Origin of the sequence: Clostridium omnivorum (assembly GCF_026012015.1) — a bacterium.
Taxonomy (GTDB): domain Bacteria; phylum Bacillota; class Clostridia; order Clostridiales; family Clostridiaceae; genus Clostridium_AX; species Clostridium_AX omnivorum.
In genome coordinates this window covers 420,459-439,999 of sequence record NZ_BRXR01000001.1, presented here as the reverse complement: position 1 = coordinate 439,999, position 19,541 = coordinate 420,459, and the positions used below count along the sequence as shown (strand labels likewise).

The window sequence follows — 19,541 nt, the reverse complement described above, 5'->3', positions numbered from 1 at the left end:
TAGATGATAAAAAGAAGCAATAAAGAGGCAATAATGAAAAAATGGGATGTAATCATAATAGCTGCCTTAATTATAATCTCAATCATTCCTGAAGGAGTCATGTTTATTAGCAATATTAATAAACATGACAGTGTATATGTTGAAATTTATTCTCAGGGGAAGTTGTTCAAAAAACTTCCTCTGGAAAAAGATTCTGAAAAAGCCACATATACTATTAAGAATGAATTTGGGGAAAATGTTGTTGAGATAAATAATGGGCAAGTTAAAGTAATTGATGCAGACTGCCATGACAAAATATGTGTAAAAGCTCATGCTATCAGCAAGGTTGGAGAATCTATAGTATGTTTACCACATAAAGTAGTTGTGAGAGTAATAGGTGAAGGAAAACAGGAGACGGATGAACAATCCTTTTAAGGTGATTTAAATGATAAAAACTAAAAAGTTGGTATTCTTATCATTACTTGTAGCACAAGCTCTTGTGCTTTATATAGTTGAATCTATGATACCAGTACCATTTATAACACCAGGTGCAAAACTTGGCCTCGCCAATATTGTGACTGTTGTATCACTTTATTCCTTTGGTGAAAAAGATACTCTCCTAGTTATTATGGTTAGGTTACTGCTTGCATCTATGTTTGGTGGAAGTATATCTAGTTTATTATATAGCATTGCAGGGGCATTGTTTAGCTTCATTATAATGATAGTTGTAAAAAGAGTAGGCAAAGATAATGTAAGTGTAATAGGTGTTAGCGCCGCAGGGGCAGTTTTTCATAATATAGGTCAAATCACCATAGCTGCTTTGATACTTCAAAATATAAATATAAGCTTATACCTTCCTGTTTTAACAATGTCAGGAATAGGAACTGGTATTTTTGTTGGTTTAACTTCTAGATATGTTTTAAGCCATTTTAATAGAATATATGCAACTACTAAACTATTTGACTATAAAGGGTGATTAGATGGATAATTTTTGGAATGAGTATCCAGTTATGAAAAGTGATTTAGAAGAAGTTACTAGAATAATGAAGAAAAGCATTAAGTGCAAAGAAAAGCTTGTGGAAAATGCAATTTTAGAGCTCATAAATTCAGGTGGCAAGCTTCTTAGACCAGCGTTTTTGATTATTGCTGCAAGATTTGGAAACTTTAAAGAAGAAGAAATTTATCCTTTAGCAGCAGTACTTGAGATGCTTCATATGGCTACTTTAGTTCATGATGATATAATAGATAATTCAGAACTGAGAAGAGGCACTGAAACCATTCAGGCTAAATATGGCAAAGGCTATGCGGTTTATATAGGAGATTTTTTGTTCACAAGATGTTTTAAAATTTTATCTGAGCATTCTACATTAAAAGGTATCAATGTAGACTCAAATGTTATGTCTAGAATATGTATGGGTGAAATAGAGCAATTTTCGTCTAAATACAATAAAAAGGTATCAGTAAGAAGATATTTAAAAAGAATATCCTCAAAGACTGCAGAACTCTTTTCTTTAAGTTTTTATAGTGGTGCTATGGGGAGCGGTTGCGATGACAAACTTTGCAAAAGGCTTTCTAACATCGGACATGATATAGGTATGGCATTCCAAATAATTGATGATATTTTAGATTATACAAGTGATGAAACAGCGCTTGGTAAGTCAGTAGGTAACGATATAAAACAGGGTATCTATACATTACCATTAATATATGTACTTGAGAAAAAAAATCAAAGATTATCAGACATTCTTGATAAGAATACTCTTGATGAAAGGGATCTTAGAGAGATAAATAATATAGTAAGAGATTCTGGTGGTATTGAAAAGGCTAGAGAATTAGCTGAAAAATACACTAATAGAGCTTTTAAATTGATTGGTACATTACCAGAAGGTGAAAATACAAATATCTTATTAAGGACTACAGAAAAGCTATTAGTAAGATTTTATTAAATAGAATATAAACTCAATTTGGAGTTTAAAGTTTGTTTATGCATTAAATATATACTTCTAATTATTTGTATATAATCATAATGATAAAATATAGCATTAACATGTTATTTTTAATCATTATGTTATAATAAACCCAAAAAAAATTATATAGGGGGGATTTTCTAATGAAAATTAAAGCATTAGTATTATCAACAATTATGGCAACAGCAGTATTACTAGCTGGATGTGGTGCAAAGGAAAATACTGCATCAAAGGCTCCAGCAAATAATACAAAAACAGATGCAACAGCATCAGCATCAGTAACAAGCGATCCAGAAGTATTCGCTAAGTCTTTAGGCAAAGATGGAAAATGGATTATTGCTGCTACAAAAGACATTACAGTTAATAAGGACCTAGTATTAGAAGGCGAATTTAAGAATGGTAAGAAGGATAACGCTGGTAAAGAACTTATTCAAAGAAAGATAGCTCTTTATACTCAAGATGATAAGCGTAATGTAACAGCTAGATTTACATTAACAGCTCCAAAGATAACAATAAAGAGCCCACAAGCTAGCATTCAACATGGAACATTCAAAGGTGATGTATATGTAGAAACTAATGATTTCCAATTAGTTGATGCTAAGGTTGATGGAAACATCTACTTTAAAGATGATGCTGCTAAAGCTGGATTTAAGATGGATGGTACTTCATCTGTAACTGGAAAGCAAGAAGTTCAGAAATAATATTTGTTAAATAACCGCCTGTAGGTGGCTTAATAAGCTGCTTACAGGCGGTTGTGTTTTATTTCAATATTTTTTAAATAATAATTACTTTAAAACGATAATCTAAGCATAATACCTGTTATTTCTTGTTGGTATCTATACTTTTATGTAGTAAAAAGTACTGCAGTATGGTAATATATTAAAAAAGAATGGCCGTTTTGGAGGTAAAAAATTTAAATGAGAGTTGTAGGTGTCTCTAACTTAAAGGGAGATGAAATTCTTGGAAGGCAGATTTATGATGAATTTGGTAGAGTTTTACTTAATGCTGGAGTAAAATTAAACTCTTTTTATATTGATAAAATAAAAGAAATTGGGATTAGCTCAGTATATATTGACGATGAAATATCAAAAGATGTAGTTATTGAAGAGACAATTTCTGAAAAAACAAGACAAATGAGTAAAAAAGCTGTTAAGCAAATGATTGAAGGATATTGTCGAGAAGGAAAAACCTATGACAGCAGTGTCATGAATTCCGTAGATTCAATACTTGAGGATGTAATATCAAATAAAAATGTATTATTAAATGTTGCACAAATAAGTGCAAGTGATAACAATATATACTCACATTCGGTAAATGTTAGTGTATTGGCAACTATAATAGGAACACATATGGGATACAATGTTTCTAAGCTTAAAGATGTAGCTACTGGAGCATTGATGCATGATATTGGTAAGATAAAAATTATGAATGATAGGGAGCTTTTATCACAGTTTAAAACTAAGAGTGAATTAAACGAATATATTAAATTTAACCATCCAAAGGCTGGTTATGAATTGTTAGGAAAACAGCACGTTTGGAGTGCACAAGTTAAGGTTGCGGCATTAATGCATCATGAGAGAAGTGATGGTAGTGGATATCCTCTGAAATTACATGGTGATGAAATAAATCAAATTGCTAAGATGGTATCAATATGTGATGTGTTTGATAATATGATATCTGGAAGAGATAATGAGGAGCGCAAGACTGTATCAGAAATTATCGAATATCTAGTTGGTATGAGTAATGTTTACTTCGATGATGATATGGTGAAAAAGTTTACCATGAACATAGCTGCATTTCCAACAGGAAGCTGTGTTCTTTTAAACTCAAAGGAAAAAGGTTTAGTAGTAAAACAGAATAACTCAATGCCTACTCGCCCTGTGGTAAGAGTTGTATACGATAAACTGGGAAATTTACTTTCAGAACCCTACGAAGTTGATTTATTGAAAGAACTAACTCTTTTTATAATAGAAACTTGTGAACTTTAAGATTTGGGAGGAATTTTATGAGTGGTAAGGACATAGAAATTAATTTAAGCTATTCCAATGGTTATATAAAATTAATCCATAAAACTATTAAAAAATTTATTAATGTAGATGAAGCTAATTATCAAAGTGAGTTAAAAAGGACGCTTAATGAAATTGGAGTGATATTTGATTTTGATAGAATTTACATATATTACTTTTCTAAAGATCCCAGCTTTATGCAGATAGATTGTCAATGGAATAAGGAAGGCATAAGACCTAAAAGAGATAATAAGGAAGAGGAGGTTGTGTATGCTCTTCCATGGCTAATCCGTGCAATTAAGAATGGTGAGTATGTTGCTATAAATGATGTGAAAGAGCTACCGCCAGAAGCAATATTTGAAGCAGAGAGCTTTTATGCAGAAGGAATAAAGGCTTCTATTATAATTCCGCTGAAAAATGAAAATGGATTAATTGGATTTGTAGGCTACGAAAGCCTAACAAGGACAATAACCTGGGAAGATAACCAAATTCAAATTTTAAAAGAAGTATCAATGTCTTTTGCACATACAAGAAATAAGATTGAAAAGTTAAAGGCGTACGAAGCAACAGTTAAGGGACAAGCTATTTTACTTGATAACTCCCAATCACAGATTTGGGCTTTAAGTAATGTTACTTCTTATGAAACTGTTAATGAAGCTCATGCAGAATTTTTCGGAAAGAGAAAAAGTGATATAGAATATCAAGACTTATATGATGTATATGATATTGATACTGCAAATAAGTTGGCTAAAGTTAATTGGAAGCTATTTCAAAAGAATGAACCTGCAGAAATAGAACTAGAAATCAAAAACTCAAAAGGTGAAAATAGATTACTTCAAATCAAAAGTAAGCCACAAAGGGATGCAGCTGATAATATTAAATATCTTATTTGTACTGCTGAAGATATTACAGAGCAAAGAAAAACAGAAACTGAGCTTTACAAGGCTAAAGAGCTAGCTGAAGCAGCTAATATAGCAAAAAGTCAGTTTCTAGCTAATATGTCTCATGAAATAAGAACACCGCTTAATGGTATATTTGGATTTCTTCAGCTTTTGGAGCTAACTCAATTGTCTTCAGAGCAAAGGGAATTTATTAGAGAAGCGAAATCAGCTTCAGATATATTATTGCATATTATTAATGATATATTGGATTTTTCAAAGATTGAAGCTAAAAAGCTTGCTATGGAAAAAATTAAATTTAACTTGAGAACTACTATCGAAGATGCTGTTTCACTGCTTGCTCCTAAAGCTGCAGAAAAAAACTTGGAAATTTGTACATTGATTAATGAAGGAGTTCCAGAGGAGGTTATTGGAGACCCATCAAGACTTAGACAGATATTAAATAATCTCATAAGTAATGCAGTTAAATTTACCAAAAAGGGTGAGATTTCAGTTATAGTTGACTGCTTGGAAGATAATAATGGTATCGCTAACCTTAATTTTGAAGTAAAAGACACTGGAATTGGAATTCGAAGGGAACATATGGATACAATCTTTCAATCATTTAGTCAAGCGGATGCTTCCACAACTAGAAAGTACGGTGGAACTGGACTTGGACTTGCCATATCTAATGAACTGGTAAAAATGATGGGCGGAGTGATTAGTGTTGATAGTATATATGGACAAGGGTCTACTTTTAAATTTAATATCAAATTGAAGGTTACAAAAAGAGCAGCAGATTATAAATTTATATTTGAAAAGCTTAATGATATCAATATTTTGATTGTAGATGATAATGATAATAATAGAAAGAGTGTTAGTTCCTATTTTCAAGGAACTAAGCTTAATGTGATAGAAGCAAAGGATGGAAATAGTGCTATTACCGCAATTCTTTCAAATTCAAATACAAAAAATAAAATAAGTATTGCAGTCATTGATTCTCAAATGACGGATATGAGCGGGTATGAGCTTGCTACAGCTTTGAAAACAATACCTTCTACAAAGGAGGTTAAGCTTATACTTCTAACTCCTGTAAATCAAAAGGTGGATTCTGAGATTTTAAAGGAGTATGGTTTTGCAGCATATTTAGCAAAGCCCGTTAGAAAACACGACTTACTTGATAGTATTGCCCTTGTGATGGGGCTTAAAAAAGAATATAAAGAGGAGCAAATTATAATTAAAAATACAGTTAAAGATTGCTTAAAGCCAAGAATTTTACTAGTTGAAGATAATAAAATGAACCGTAAAATTGTTATAAATATGCTTAAAACTAGAAGCATGACTTGTGATGTGGCGGTAAATGGCAGCGAAGCATTAAAAGCATTATCAGAAAAAGAGTATGATATTGTTTTTATGGATTGTCAAATGCCTGTAATGGACGGATATGAATGCACATCTAAGATAAGACTGATTGAAGGAGATAAAAAGCATACTACGATTATTGCTATGACTGCTAATGCTATGGAAGGTGATTCTGAAAAGTGTATTGAAGCAGGAATGGATTATTACATTAGTAAGCCAATTAACTTTGAAATTATGTTTAATATGATAGAAGAAAATACAAAAGAAAGAAAAAGTATGGACAATTATAACAGCATAATAGATAATAATATTGATAACCTTGTTAGAGAAACTGGTCTTGACAAAGAAGATGCAAGGGAAATTTTAGAAGACTATATAAAGGCAATGCCAGATTTATTTTCAGGTATAAGTGAGTCTATTGACAAAAGGGATTTTAATAAATTAGCAAAGGTGACTCATGAGTTAAAAGGTTCCTCTGGAACTCTAAGGATTGTTTCTATATATGAGCTAGCAATAAAGCTTGAAGAAGCAGCTAAAAAGCAAGAATTAGATGAATGCATCAGTCTTTTTATTCAGATAAAAGATTTATGTCAGTAGATATACTTAATGATCAGTAATTAAGTTCTGAAAAATAAGATAATAAAGGGGTTTATAAGATGAAAAAGGTATTAATTGTTGATAATTCTTCCTACATGAGAAAGTTTGTGAAAAAGGTTATTGAAAAGGGAGGCTCCTATTCTATTCTTGAAGCATCAGGTAAGGAAGATGCAATGGAAATATTTAAAAGTGAAAATCCTAATATTGTAATTTTAGATTTGAACATATCTGAATCCGCTATGGAAGGTATGGATGTGCTTACTGATATGATTAATATTAATTCTGAAACAGCAGTAATTATTGCATCAGCAATAGGACACGAAGAAGTTAAAGAAAAATGTATTGGACTTGGAGCAAAGAACTATATTAAAAAACCTATTGATACTAAAATATTGATGAAGACATTAGAAGAATGTAATTAGTATAATACATATTTGTTATTTATTGTTTACTTAACTGAATTTTACTTTTGAGAAAAAAGAACTACCGCCTCCAGATGGCTAAATAGCTGATTGTAGGCGGTAGTGTTTTTTGGAAGAAGATTATATATATAAAAGTTGACATTTCAAAATAACAAAGAGTTATAATATGATGTGGAAAGAAAATTAAAGCAAAAGAAAGGTTTAATAAATATGAATGTATATGGTAAATATTTTAAAAAATATAAACTTCCATTTTTAGTAGCCGTTTTTTGCGTGGCACTTGAGGCGGTTTGTGATTTGCTTGGACCTACACTTATGTCAAATATTATAAATTCAGGCATTGACCAGGGACAGCTTTCCAAGGTGTATTATTGGGGAGGTCTAATGCTTCTAGTTACAGCTATTGGTGCATGCTTTGCAGTTATTAGAAATATTTTAGCTAGTAATGTATCGCAGCGTATGGGAGCAGATTTAAGATATGATTTATTTGAAAAAATTGTGTGCTTCTCAGAACAAAGCATAGATAAAATTGAAAGTGGGTCTCTTATTACCAGAATGACAAATGACACCTCACAAGTTGTACAATTTGTGAACGGAATTATGAGAATTTTTATGAAAGCACCTATTACTTGCATCGGAAGTATAATACTGGCAAGTATTCTTAATTTTAGACTTAGTCTTATTATATATGGTATAGTTGCAATAGTTGCCATACTTATTATTATAAGCATGAAACTTAGCTATCCACGATATTATAAATTACAAAAGGCTATGGATAAGGTAAATTTAGTTGTGCAAGAGTATTTAATCGGAGTGCGTTTGGTTAAAGCCTTTGGTACTTATGATAAGGAAACTGACAAATTTGAAAATGCAAATGCAGAACTAATGCAAAAGGGTATTTCTTCACAAATAGTTATTACCTTAGTATCTCCACTGATGACACTTACTGTTGGAATAGGTACAGTAATAGTAATTCTAATTGGAAGCAGGATGTTTTCCTTGAACCAGGCAAAACCAGGTGACATATCAGCATTTACAATTTATATGGCGCAAATTCTAACATCTTTAATTATGATAACTAATATATTTAATACCTTTGTAAGGACAAAGGCTTCTACAGCTCGAATTAAGGAAGTACTTGATTGTGATGAAGATTTTACTGACAGTGGTGAAATAAAAGAATTAAATGGTGATATTGAATTTAATAGTGTTGTATTTGCATATCCTAATGGAAGCGGTGTACCAGCTTTAAAGGATTTATCCTTTTCTATTAAAAGCGGAGAAAGTTTGGCTATAATAGGACCAACAGGGAGTGGAAAATCTACTATTGCGTGGCTGTTACTACGTTTTTATGATGTGAATAGTGGGAGAATACTTGTTAATGGTTATGATATTAAAGAATTGAGTATTGATTCAGTGCGTCATAATATTGCTATTGTTCCGCAAAAACCTATGCTTTTTTCAGGCACTATCGAGGAAAATATCCGTTGGGGAAATAATAAGGCCACTGATGAAATGATTCACCTTTCTGCACATAAAGCACAAGCTGATTTTATAGAGAATATGAGCAAAGGGTATGAAAGTCTTTTAGGTAGTGCTGCAGTCAATGTTTCTGGTGGACAAAAGCAGCGTATTTCTATAGCACGGGGAATAATTAAAAATGCTTCAATACTTATATTAGATGATGCAACTAGTGCTTTAGATGCGGTTACTGAGGCTAAAGTGAGAGAAAGCCTAAATTCTAAAGCAAAAGGTCAAACCTTAATTACTATTACACAGCGCTGTGGCACGGCCATGTTTGCGGATAAAATTTTAGTTATGGATAATGGTGTAAAGGTTGGCTATGGTACACACGATCAGCTTATGAGGGATTGTGAAATATACAGAGATATTTACAAGACACAAATAGAAAGCAGTAAGGAGGCGTAAGTAATGGCTGGACAATTTTCTTCGTCGGATGTAAAAGTACCATCTATGAATGGAAGGCCAGTAGGGGGCGGTGCAAACCGATTTAAACCAACCGCAAAGCCTAAAAATGCTAAGGGTACGCTAATGCGTATTATAAGGATATATATGCGCTTTGCAAAAACAATATTTTTGGCTATGCTGCTCACAGTTTTTTCTTCTGTAATTTCTGTTGCTATACCATATTTTGTGGGAAAAACCTTTAATACATTTAAAATTGCCACCAGGGTAGTGGATACAAAAGCCCTAATGAGGCTTTTGCTAATAATTGCAGTTTTGTATGCAGTGAACTGGCTTATTTCATGCATAAATGGAGTTGTTATGCTTAAGGTTTCACAAAAGCTAGTATTTGTTTTGCGTACCGAATTTTTTGAGAAGATGCAAGTACTTCCATTGGAATTTTATGATACACGTTCGCATGGTGATACAATGAGTAGAATTACAAATGATGTGGATAATATCAGTTCTACTATTGCACAGACTACAACACAATTAATATCGAGTGTTTTAACTTTAGCTGGTTCTTTTGCTGTAATGATAATGCTGAATGTGCCGCTAACTTTAGTTGTTTTACTATGTATACCGCTTGTAACTATTTTAACTCGTACAATTGCATCTAGAAGCCGTGTTTATTTCTTAGAACAACAGAGAAGCCTTGGTTCATTAAATGGTGTAATTGAGGAAAATATATTAGGACTTAAAATGGTTAAAGCTTTTGGAAAGCAGCAGGATGTGTTAAAGCAGTTTAAAGCTATCAATGAAAAGCTAAACGAAAGCAGTACTAAGGCACAAATATGGTCTGGATATATGATGCCTCTTATGAATGTTATTAATAATTTAACTTTTACAATTGTTGCTTTTGTAGGTGGTATACTATCTGTTGGTTATGGACTAGCAATTGGTACAGTAGTAAGTTTTTTAAGTTATTCTAAGCAATTTGCACAGCCGCTTAACTCTGTTGCAGGAATGTTTAATACAATTCAGTCAGCACTTGCAGGAGCGGAACGAGTTTTTGAAATATTAGACAGCAAGGAGGAGCCTGCTGATTCTGAAAATGCTATTTATATGGAGCATCCAAATGGAGATGTTTCTTTTGAAAATGTATGCTTCTCATACAATAAAGCCACACCAATATTGAAGGATGTAAGCTTTAATGTTAAGGCAGGAGAGGTAGTAGCTTTAGTAGGTGAAACTGGCGCAGGAAAAACCACTATTGTTAATCTACTCACTCGTTTTTATGATGCTGACAGTGGAAGAATATTAATTGATAATGAGCCAATTACGAATATAAAACGCAATAGCCTTAGAAAATGTTTTTCTGTTGTACTGCAGGACACTTGCCTTTTTACTGGTACAATAATGGATAATATTCGCTACTCACAAAATGATGCGACAGATGAGCAGGTAATAAAAGCTGCTAAAATAGCTCATGCTCACGATTTTATTGATAAGCTGCCAAAAGGATATTATACAATGGTATCTGGCGCAGCAGATAATCTAAGTCAGGGACAACGTCAACTTATTGCAATTGCAAGAGCCGTGCTTTGTGATAGCCCTATCTTAATTTTAGATGAAGCAACCAGCAGCGTTGACACAAAAACAGAAAAAGATATTCAGCGAGCATTTTTAAGTTTAATGAAGAATCGCACTAGCTTTTTGATTGCTCATCGCTTGTCTACTATTAGGGATGCTGATCATATTATGGTAATCGGCAATGGACAGATATTAGAGATAGGAAATCATAAGACTCTTATGGAGAAAAAAGGGCACTATTATGAAATGGTTATTAGCCAAATGGGTAGATTACCGAGTGGTGCATAAATTAATATGTGAGAATGTAGAGAAGATGGTACAAAATGATTTTAGTTGTTTTGTACCATCTTCTTTTATTTTCATAAAAACATCGCAGAATTTGTTAAAGATATAACAAAATGTTCTTTATGACCATAATATGTTTTTAAAGTTTAAAATATTCTAATAGTTAAAGTGTGATGCTATTATTTATTCATAGAAAACGACTACAAAGGCAAATTTAAAAGGTGAAGGGATGGGAGCATAAATGAATTATTTTGAAGAGAGTTTGAAGTTACATGAAGAAAAGGTTGGAAAGATCAATGTAACATCAAAGGTAGCAGTTAATACAAGAGATGACTTGAGTTTAGCGTATACACCAGGGGTTGCAGAACCTTGCAGAAAAATACATGAAAATAAAGAAAACGTGTACAAGTATACTTCAAAAGGAAACCTAGTTGCAGTAGTAACTGATGGAACTGCAGTATTGGGACTTGGAGATATAGGACCAATGGCAGGACTTCCGGTAATGGAAGGTAAAGCTATCTTATTCAAAGAGTTTGCTGATGTAGATGCCTTTCCTATTTGCTTAGATACTAAGAATGTAGATGAGATAGTAAAAGCTGTTAAGCTTATAGCCCCTGGTTTTGGAGGAATAAATTTAGAGGATATTGGTGCACCAAGATGCTTTGAAGTTGAAGAAAGATTAAAGAAGGAACTTGATATACCAGTGTTTCATGACGATCAGCACGGAACTGCCATAGTTGTGTTAGCAGGACTTATAAATGCACTAAAGGTTGTAGAAAAGAAAATAGAGGATATTAAGGTTGTAGTAAATGGTGCTGGAGCAGCAGGAACTGCAATTGCTAAGTTGCTATTATCTTCTGGAGTAAAGAATTTAATTGCTTGTGATAAGGTGGGGATTCTTTATAAGGGAATAGAAAATGTGGACGAGGCTAAGAAAGAACTGGCTAAGATTACAAACCTAGATAATATCAAGGGTACTTTAGCTGATGCACTAGTAGGTGCTGATGTATTTATAGGGGTATCTGCACCGGGAATTGTAACTCAGGAAATGGTAAGAACTATGAATAAGGATTCTATATTATTTGCTATGGCAAATCCAACCCCGGAAATAATGCCAGATGATGCAAAAGCAGCAGGAGCAAGAGTAATAGGTACAGGACGCTCGGATTTTCCAAACCAAGTTAATAACGTTTTAGCTTTTCCGGGAATATTCAGAGGGGCTTTAGATGTTAGGGCGAAGGAAATTAATGAAGAAATGAAAATAGCAGCAGCGTATGCTATTGCTTCAATGATAAAGGATGAAGACTTAAATGACAATAATGTAATTCCATATGCGTTAGACAGAACTGTTGCAGCTAATGTGGCTGAAGCAATAAAAGAGGCAGCAAGAAAAAGCGGTGCAGCAAGAGTATAAAACAAATAGGTGCTTGCAGAATATTGCAAGCATCTAAAATAAAAAAATGGAGGGATAAAAATGCAAATTCCAATTAAGAAAACACTTGATAAAATTCCAGGCGGTATGATGGTTGTTCCACTTTTTTTAGGGGTATTAGTTAATACTTTTTGCCCTCAAGTTTTAAAGATTGGCGGCTTTACAACAGCATTATTCAGTTCTACGGCATCATCAACAATTTTAGCTTGTTTTATGTTTTTGATTGGTTCACAAATTAATTTCAAATTGGCACCAAAAGCATTAAAAAAGGGTGCAATATTAATATCAGGTAAATTTATAGTAGGTGCTGGTATTGGTATATTTGTAGGAAAAGTTTTTGGACCTGCTGGAGTATTAGGGTTATCACCGCTGGCAATCCTTGCAGCATTGACAAACTGTAATGGGGGATTATATGCATCTCTTGCTTCACAGTATGGTGATGAAACTGATGTAGGGGCTTATGCTTTATTGTCTTTGAAAGATGGTCCATTTTTCACATTAGTTGCGTTAGGTGCATCTGGGCTTGCACAAGTTCCTTTTATGGCACTTGTAGCAGTAATGGTTCCAATAGTAATAGGAATGATTTTAGGAAATATTGATCCTGATATGAGAAAATTCCTTGGAAGTAGTAAAATGTTATTAATTCCATTCTTCTCATTCCCACTAGGAGCAGGAATGAACTTAAACACTATTGTAAAAGCAGGAGGACCTGGTATATTACTTGGAGTAATAGCTGCCTTTACTGGAATAGGAGCTTTTGCTTTACTAAAATTATTTAAAGAAGAGCCTGTAATTGGACTTGCAACAGGGTCAACCGCAGGAAATGCTGTAGCCACACCAGCTGCTGTTGCAGCAGCAGATCCAACATTAGCTGTTGTAGCAACAATGGCCACAGCGCAAGTAGCAGCAGCATGTGTAGTATCCGCTATCCTGTGCCCCTTTATTGTTACTTATGCATATAAATGGCTTAGTAATAGAAAAACAAAAAAACTTAACAATGAGGCAGCTGCATGATAAAAAATAATCCTTATTGTTTTAATCCAGCCTATGCTTAAGGCCAAATAAGGTACATTAGATAGACATTAAAATAAACACGGAAAAGTGGAAGACAATAGTGAGAGAAGTGTTATATAATAGGGTTGAGGTATTCATTCCTATAGTGATCCTTCAGTATGCATGTTCTTCTATGATTCCGTGTTTTTAAAGTTTTTTAATTATAAAAATAGATTTGCACATATTAATGTTGAGGTGGTTAGGTTGAAAAAGGCAATGAAGCTGCAAACAAAGCTTACACTTTTGATAATCACAGTAGTATTTGTTTCTATATCTATAATAATTTCGTTTGTCGCCTCGTGGATCACCGAAAATATTGAAAGTAAGGCAAGAACAAATATTATGAATACAGCTGAGATGATAGCTCATTCTAAAGAAGTAATAGATGCACTCAATATGAAGGATCCTAATCGAAGTATCAACTCTTATGTAAATCTGCAGCTTAAGAATTTAGAACAAGTTGAGTATATCACTGTAGCAGACAGTGAAGGTATTAGATATTCTCATCCAAACCCTGAAATGATAGGAAAAAAGTTTGTAGGAGGGGATGAGAGTAGGGTAGTTCAAATGGGAGAAACATATATTTCTGAGGCTACGGGAACACTGGGAAAATCCTTGAGAGCATTTACTCCAATATATGATGAAGTAAATAAAAAAGAGATAGGCTTCGTTTCAGTAGGTACTCTTACACACAGTATTGAAATTGCTAAGCATAAAGCAATATTGTATATAATTTTCATAGGTCTTGGAGGCCTTTTGGTAGGAATAATAGGTGCAATTATATTAGCCAATAACGTAAAAAACACCTTACTTGGACTTGAGCCTGAGGAAATAACAAAACTTTATAATGAAAAGATGGGGATTATTGGTGCAATTCATGAAGGGCTGGTAGCTGTTGACCTTAAAGGGAGAATTACACTTATTAATGATTCGGCTTTAAAAATATTACACTATGAAAATACTGTTAATAAAGAGCTTATCATAGGAAGGAATATAGAGGATGTTATTCCAAATACACGCATGATAAACGTATTAGAAACTGGAGAAGCTGAATTTGAAGAAGAGCAAAGGATAAATAATACTATAATAATGACTAATAGAATTCCTATAAAAAATAGAGGAAAGATTGTAGGAGCTATTGCTAGTTTTAGAGATAAAACAGAGGTTACAAGATTAGCAGAAGAGCTCACAGGCGTTAAAAAGATGGCATGGTCCTTAAGAGCTCAGAACCATGAATTTATGAATAAGCTTCACACTATAGCGGGGCTTATTCAATTAGAAGAATATGAAGAAGCTCTACAGTTTATATCTGATGTAGCTAAAATAAGAAGTAATATAAGTAATATTTTAACAGAAAATATAAAGGATGTTTCGCTATCAGCTTTGCTGCTTGCTAAATACAATAAAGCTGAAGAGTGTAGAGTCAAGCTAAAAATAGATGTAAATTCAAAACTTAATAAGTTACCTGATTATATGACCTCTGAAGAGATTGTATCAGTAATTGGAAATTTAATAGAAAATTCTCTTGATGAAGTGAAAAATGATGGTACTGGTTTGATATATTTAAAAATAATACAAGATGAGAAATTCTTAAATATAGAAGTGAAAGATAACGGCAGTGGAATTCCATTGGAATATAGGGAGAAAATATACGAGCAGGGATTTTCAACAAAGGAAGGACAACGTGGTCATGGTATGTATATTGTAAAGAAAATAATAGATGATTTTAATGGAATGATAAGCTTTGATGCTAATGAAGGCATTCAATGGGATATAACTATACCAATGAAAATGGAGGAGGAAAAAGCTTGATCCAAGTAATCATTGTTGAAGATGACCCTATGGTTAGAGAGATAAATTCTAAATTTTTAGAAAGAGTAGAAGGGTTTGTTTTGCATAAAGCAGTTTCAAACCTTGAAGATGCAAAAAAAGTAATATCCACTAAAAAGCCTGACTTGATATTGCTTGATGTTTACCTTCCTAAGGAAAATGGAATTGATTTTTTAAAGTGGATAAGAGCTCAAGAAATGGATATAGATATCATATTGATAACAGCAGATAAATCTATCGATAGAATTCAAGAAGCTTTTAGATATGGGATTATTGATTATCTAATAAAGCCCTTTAGTTTTGAAAGATTTAAAGAAGCACTTCTTCAATTTAAAGAGAGGTATTATAAATTTAAGAAAAATGACGTAATAGAGCAAAAGGAATTAGACAAGTTAAAGGCTAGTTCAAACTTTTCTGAAAAGGAAGATGATTTTACAAAGGGCCTTAATAAATATACTTATAGAGCCATTTGGGATGAGATAGAGAAAAAAAGTTATAATGACTTTACAGCTGAAGAACTAGCAGAAAAATTAGGAATTGCAAGAGTAACTGTGAGAAGATATCTTGAATTCATGGAAAAAGAAAATAAAATTGACAAGTTGGTTGAATACGGAAAGGTTGGAAGGCCTCAGTATAAATATTATAAAATATAATATTGAATAGCATTTTTAAAATAAGGTGCAGCATTTGAAAAGTGAAATCCTCAACAATTAAGTTGAGGTTTTTTTATTTGAAATATATTACATACTGTTCACACTTGCGGGAATTTTACTTATGGATAAATATTAGAAAATTATTACAAGATTTATTGTAATAATTACTATTAGGTAGTATAATTAACTATGTAATCATTACATCTATATAATTATTACATGTATATAATAATTATATAGATGTAAATAATGACGTTCAGAAAACACTTAAAAAGATATTTATTTAATGAATTATAGGGGGAGGTTGATGAGTTACTTAGTACTAGAATTTTATATGATGTAATATATTCTATTGAGGTATTAATGAAGACGTTTAATTCATGGAGGTGTATTTATGTTTTTTAAAACTACAGAACAACATGAAAATCTAAGAGCTAAAATAAGACAGTTTGCTGAAGAGGAAGTTAAACCAATTGCATTTATGTTAGACCAGGAAAGCAAATTTCCTTCAGAAGCAGTTAAAAAATTGGCACATATGGGAATGATGGGGCTACCTTATCCTAAGGAGTACGGTGGTGCTGGATTAGATATAATAAGCTACGCAATAGCGGTAGAAGAGTTATCAAGAGTAGATGGAGGTACTGGAGTAATTCTTTCTGCACATACATCTTTAGGTTCATATCCAATTTACGCCTATGGAACTGAAGAGCAAAAGCAAAGATACTTAATTCCACTAGCAAATGGGGAGAAAATTGGAGCTTTTGGCCTTACTGAGGAAAATGCAGGCAGTGATGCTGGAGGTACTGAAACCACTGCTGTATTAGAAGGTGATTATTATATTCTAAATGGCGGGAAGATATTTATAACAAATGGAGGAGAGGCAGATATCTATATAGTTTTCGCTGTTACTACCCCTGATATAGGTACACGTGGCATAAGCGCTTTTATTGTTGAAAAGGGCTGGGAGGGCTTTAGCTTTGGACAGCATTACGATAAAATGGGCATTCGTTCCTCTGTTACTGCAGAACTAATTTTCAACAATGTTAAAGTACCTAAGGAAAACTTGTTAGGCAAAGAGGGAGATGGTTTCAAGATTGCAATGTCAACATTAGATGGTGGTCGTATTGGTATTGCTGCTCAAGCCCTTGGTATTGCACAAGGAGCTTATGAAAATGCATTAGAGTATTCAAAAGAAAGAGTCCAGTTTGGCAAGCCTATCTGCCAGCAACAGGTGATTTCTTTTAAGTTGGCTGATATGGCTACAAAGCTTAGAGCGGCTAGGTTACTTGTCTACAGTGCAGCCGAGCTAAAAGAAAATCATGAACATTATGGTATGGAAGCTGCCATGGCTAAGCAGTATACTTCTGATGTATGCCTTGAAATTGTCAATGATGCCCTTCAAATATTTGGTGGAAGTGGCTATCTAAAAGGTATGGAAGTTGAACGCGCCTATAGGGATGCTAAGATTTGCACAATATATGAAGGAACTAATGAGATTCAGAGAGTGGTTATTGCTGCAAACATAATAGGAAAAATGCCTAAGACAGAACATATAAGCAAAGTAACTAAGAGTGGACCTGCTACTGGTTATAGAAAGAAGGTTATTTTTAATAATGGAACTCCTGAAGAAAGAGTTAATTCTCTTGTAGAAGCATTGAAGTCAGAAGGATATGATTTTACAGTTGGGATTCCTTTAGATACGCCTATAAGCAAAGCGGATAGAGTAGTTAGTGCAGGCCAAGGAATAGGTGAAAAGGAAAACATGAAACTCATCGAAGCTTTGGCAGTTCAGGCTGGGGCAGCTATAGGTTCATCCCGTCCTGTTGCTGAAACACTAAAGTATGTGCCTATAAATCGCTATGTAGGTATGTCTGGTCAAAAATTTAAAGGAAATCTTTATATAGCTTGCGGTATTTCAGGGGCAGGGCAGCATTTAAAAGGTATAAAGGATGCTACTACAATAGTTGCTATCAATATTGATGCAAATGCTAAGATTTTTAAAAATGCTGATTACGGAATAGTTGGAGATTTAATGGAGATACTTCCACTGCTAACAGCTGCATTGGATAATGGTGACACTAAAAAGGATGCTCCTCCAATGAAAAAGATGAAGAGAGCAGTTCCAAAGAAAGTAGCTCCTAGCTTTAAATATCATGTATGCAACGGTTGTGGATATGAATATAACCCAAGTATTGGTGATCCAGAAGGAGAGGTAATGCCCGGTACACCTTTTGAAAGTTTACCAGAGGAATGGACTTGTCCTGCCTGCGGAGAAGGCAAAGATATGTTTATTGAAGTCTAATAATTATTGAGGAAATTAGATTAAATAAAATGTTTCTTGTAAAAGGGAGGTTAAATTTATGTATTGTGTTAGAAATATTACCGAGGATCTATATTGGGTTGGTGGCAATGATCATCGCCTTGAATTATTTGAAAATATTCATCCCATTCAAAAAGGTGTTTCATATAATTCTTATCTACTCTTAGATGAGAAAACAGTACTATTTGATACAGTGGATTGGTCGATTTGCCGTCAATTCCTTGAGAATATTAAAGCTGTTTTAGATGGTAGAACTTTGGATTACATGATAATTAATCATATGGAGCCTGATCATGCGGCATGTATTGAAGAGATTATTCTTCGCTATCCTAATGTAAAGGTTGTATGTACCGAGAAGGCTTCAATGTTTATGCGTCAGTTTGGTTTTGATATTGATGGAAAAGTGAAAGAAGTCAAAGAAGGGGACACTATGTCCTTTGGAAAGCATAATGTTGTATTTATTGCAGCTCCGATGATACATTGGCCAGAAGCAATGGTAACTTATGATACTACAAGCGGTGTGCTATTTTCTGCTGATGCCTTTGGCTCTTTTGGTGCTCTAGATGGAAAGTTATTTAATGACGAAGTAGACTTTGATAGAGATTGGATTGATGATGCTAGAAGGTATTATACTAATATTGTAGGAAAGTATGGCCCTCATGTTCAGGCTCTTTTGAAGAAGGCTAGTACTGTTGATATTAAAATTATTTGCCCGCTGCATGGGCCTGTATGGAGAAATGATTTTGAATATTTATTAGATAAATACGATAAATGGAGTCGTTACGAGCCGGAAGAAAAGGGAGTAATGATCGTTTATGCAACAATGTATGGTAACACAGAGGCAGCTGCTAATGATTTGGCAACGAGGCTAGTGAAAAAAGGAATGAAGAATGTGGTTATGTATGATGTTTCAAAAACACATGTTTCTTATCTTATTTCTGAAACATTTAAATACAGTCATGTGGTTCTAGCTTCTGTAACTTATAATCTTAAAATTTATCCGCCTATGTTAGATTATTTAATGGATATGAAGGCGCTAAATCTTCAAAAACGTACCTTCGCTTTAATAGAAAATGGTTCATGGGCTCCTCAATCTGGTAAATTGATGCGTGAACTTCTAGGTGAGATGAAGGAAATGAATATATTAGATAGTGAAATAACTTTAAATTCCAGCATGAAACAAGAGAATATAGACTCTATGGAAGCTATGGCGGATAGCATTATAGAATCTATGGTAAATTATTAGTAAAAGGTATTGC

15 protein-coding genes are annotated in these 19,541 nt (G+C 33.4%); all 15 read left to right on the top strand.

From position 1 onward, the window contains the following. Window positions 1-3 precede the first annotated feature (3 nt). The 15 genes from bsdE14_RS01985 (at window position 4) to bsdE14_RS01915 (ending at window position 19,528) form a co-directional block, all read left to right on the top strand. A complete protein-coding gene (locus bsdE14_RS01985; protein ID WP_264848252.1) occupies window positions 4-414 on the top strand; it encodes a NusG domain II-containing protein in 411 nt (136 codons plus the stop codon). Window positions 415-424: 10 nt separating this feature from the next. Beyond that, the gene (locus bsdE14_RS01980; protein WP_264848251.1) at window positions 425-955 is read left to right on the top strand and encodes a Gx transporter family protein; all 531 of its coding nucleotides are present in this window, start codon (window positions 425-427) and stop codon (window positions 953-955) included. Window positions 956-959: 4 nt separating this feature from the next. Then, complete coding sequence (locus bsdE14_RS01975; RefSeq protein WP_264848250.1) at window positions 960-1,925, top strand: polyprenyl synthetase family protein; 966 nt, start codon at window positions 960-962, stop codon at window positions 1,923-1,925. 164 nt (window positions 1,926-2,089) lie between these two features. Then, complete coding sequence (locus bsdE14_RS01970; protein ID WP_264848249.1) at window positions 2,090-2,647, top strand: hypothetical protein; 558 nt, start codon at window positions 2,090-2,092, stop codon at window positions 2,645-2,647. A 216-nt stretch (window positions 2,648-2,863) separates the two neighbouring features. Beyond that, window positions 2,864-3,934, top strand: coding sequence for an HD-GYP domain-containing protein (locus bsdE14_RS01965; RefSeq protein WP_264848248.1), 1,071 nt, complete (start codon window positions 2,864-2,866; stop codon window positions 3,932-3,934). A 17-nt stretch (window positions 3,935-3,951) separates the two neighbouring features. Beyond that, window positions 3,952-6,789 (top strand): response regulator, encoded by a 2,838-nt coding sequence (locus tag bsdE14_RS01960; protein ID WP_264848247.1) that lies wholly within the window; start codon window positions 3,952-3,954, stop codon window positions 6,787-6,789. Between the two features lie 59 nt (window positions 6,790-6,848). Next, complete coding sequence (locus bsdE14_RS01955; RefSeq protein ID WP_264848246.1) at window positions 6,849-7,211, top strand: response regulator; 363 nt, start codon at window positions 6,849-6,851, stop codon at window positions 7,209-7,211. 210 nt (window positions 7,212-7,421) lie between these two features. Beyond that, window positions 7,422-9,140: an ABC transporter ATP-binding protein gene (locus tag bsdE14_RS01950; RefSeq protein ID WP_264852203.1), complete on the top strand. Its 1,719-nt coding sequence runs from the start codon at window positions 7,422-7,424 to the stop codon at window positions 9,138-9,140. A 3-nt stretch (window positions 9,141-9,143) separates the two neighbouring features. After that, window positions 9,144-10,997, top strand: coding sequence for an ABC transporter ATP-binding protein (locus bsdE14_RS01945; RefSeq protein WP_264848245.1), 1,854 nt, complete (start codon window positions 9,144-9,146; stop codon window positions 10,995-10,997). Window positions 10,998-11,235: 238 nt separating this feature from the next. After that, the gene (locus bsdE14_RS01940) at window positions 11,236-12,408 is read left to right on the top strand and encodes an NAD(P)-dependent malic enzyme (RefSeq protein ID WP_264848244.1); all 1,173 of its coding nucleotides are present in this window, start codon (window positions 11,236-11,238) and stop codon (window positions 12,406-12,408) included. Between the two features lie 60 nt (window positions 12,409-12,468). Further along, entirely contained in the window at window positions 12,469-13,440 is a 972-nt protein-coding gene (locus bsdE14_RS01935) for a 2-keto-3-deoxygluconate permease (RefSeq protein ID WP_264848243.1), read from the top strand. 243 nt (window positions 13,441-13,683) lie between these two features. Next, window positions 13,684-15,291 (top strand): ATP-binding protein, encoded by a 1,608-nt coding sequence (locus bsdE14_RS01930; RefSeq protein WP_264848242.1) that lies wholly within the window; start codon window positions 13,684-13,686, stop codon window positions 15,289-15,291. Beyond that, entirely contained in the window at window positions 15,288-15,962 is a 675-nt protein-coding gene (locus tag bsdE14_RS01925) for a response regulator (protein WP_264848241.1), read from the top strand. The genes bsdE14_RS01930 and bsdE14_RS01925 overlap by 4 nt, the downstream gene beginning before the upstream one ends. Before the next feature lie 394 nt (window positions 15,963-16,356). Beyond that, window positions 16,357-18,264, top strand: a complete 1,908-nt coding sequence (locus bsdE14_RS01920; protein ID WP_264848239.1) for an acyl-CoA dehydrogenase family protein — start codon at window positions 16,357-16,359, stop codon at window positions 18,262-18,264. A 58-nt stretch (window positions 18,265-18,322) separates the two neighbouring features. Continuing rightward, window positions 18,323-19,528, top strand: a complete 1,206-nt coding sequence (locus bsdE14_RS01915; protein ID WP_264848238.1) for an FprA family A-type flavoprotein — start codon at window positions 18,323-18,325, stop codon at window positions 19,526-19,528. Window positions 19,529-19,541 lie beyond the last annotated feature (13 nt).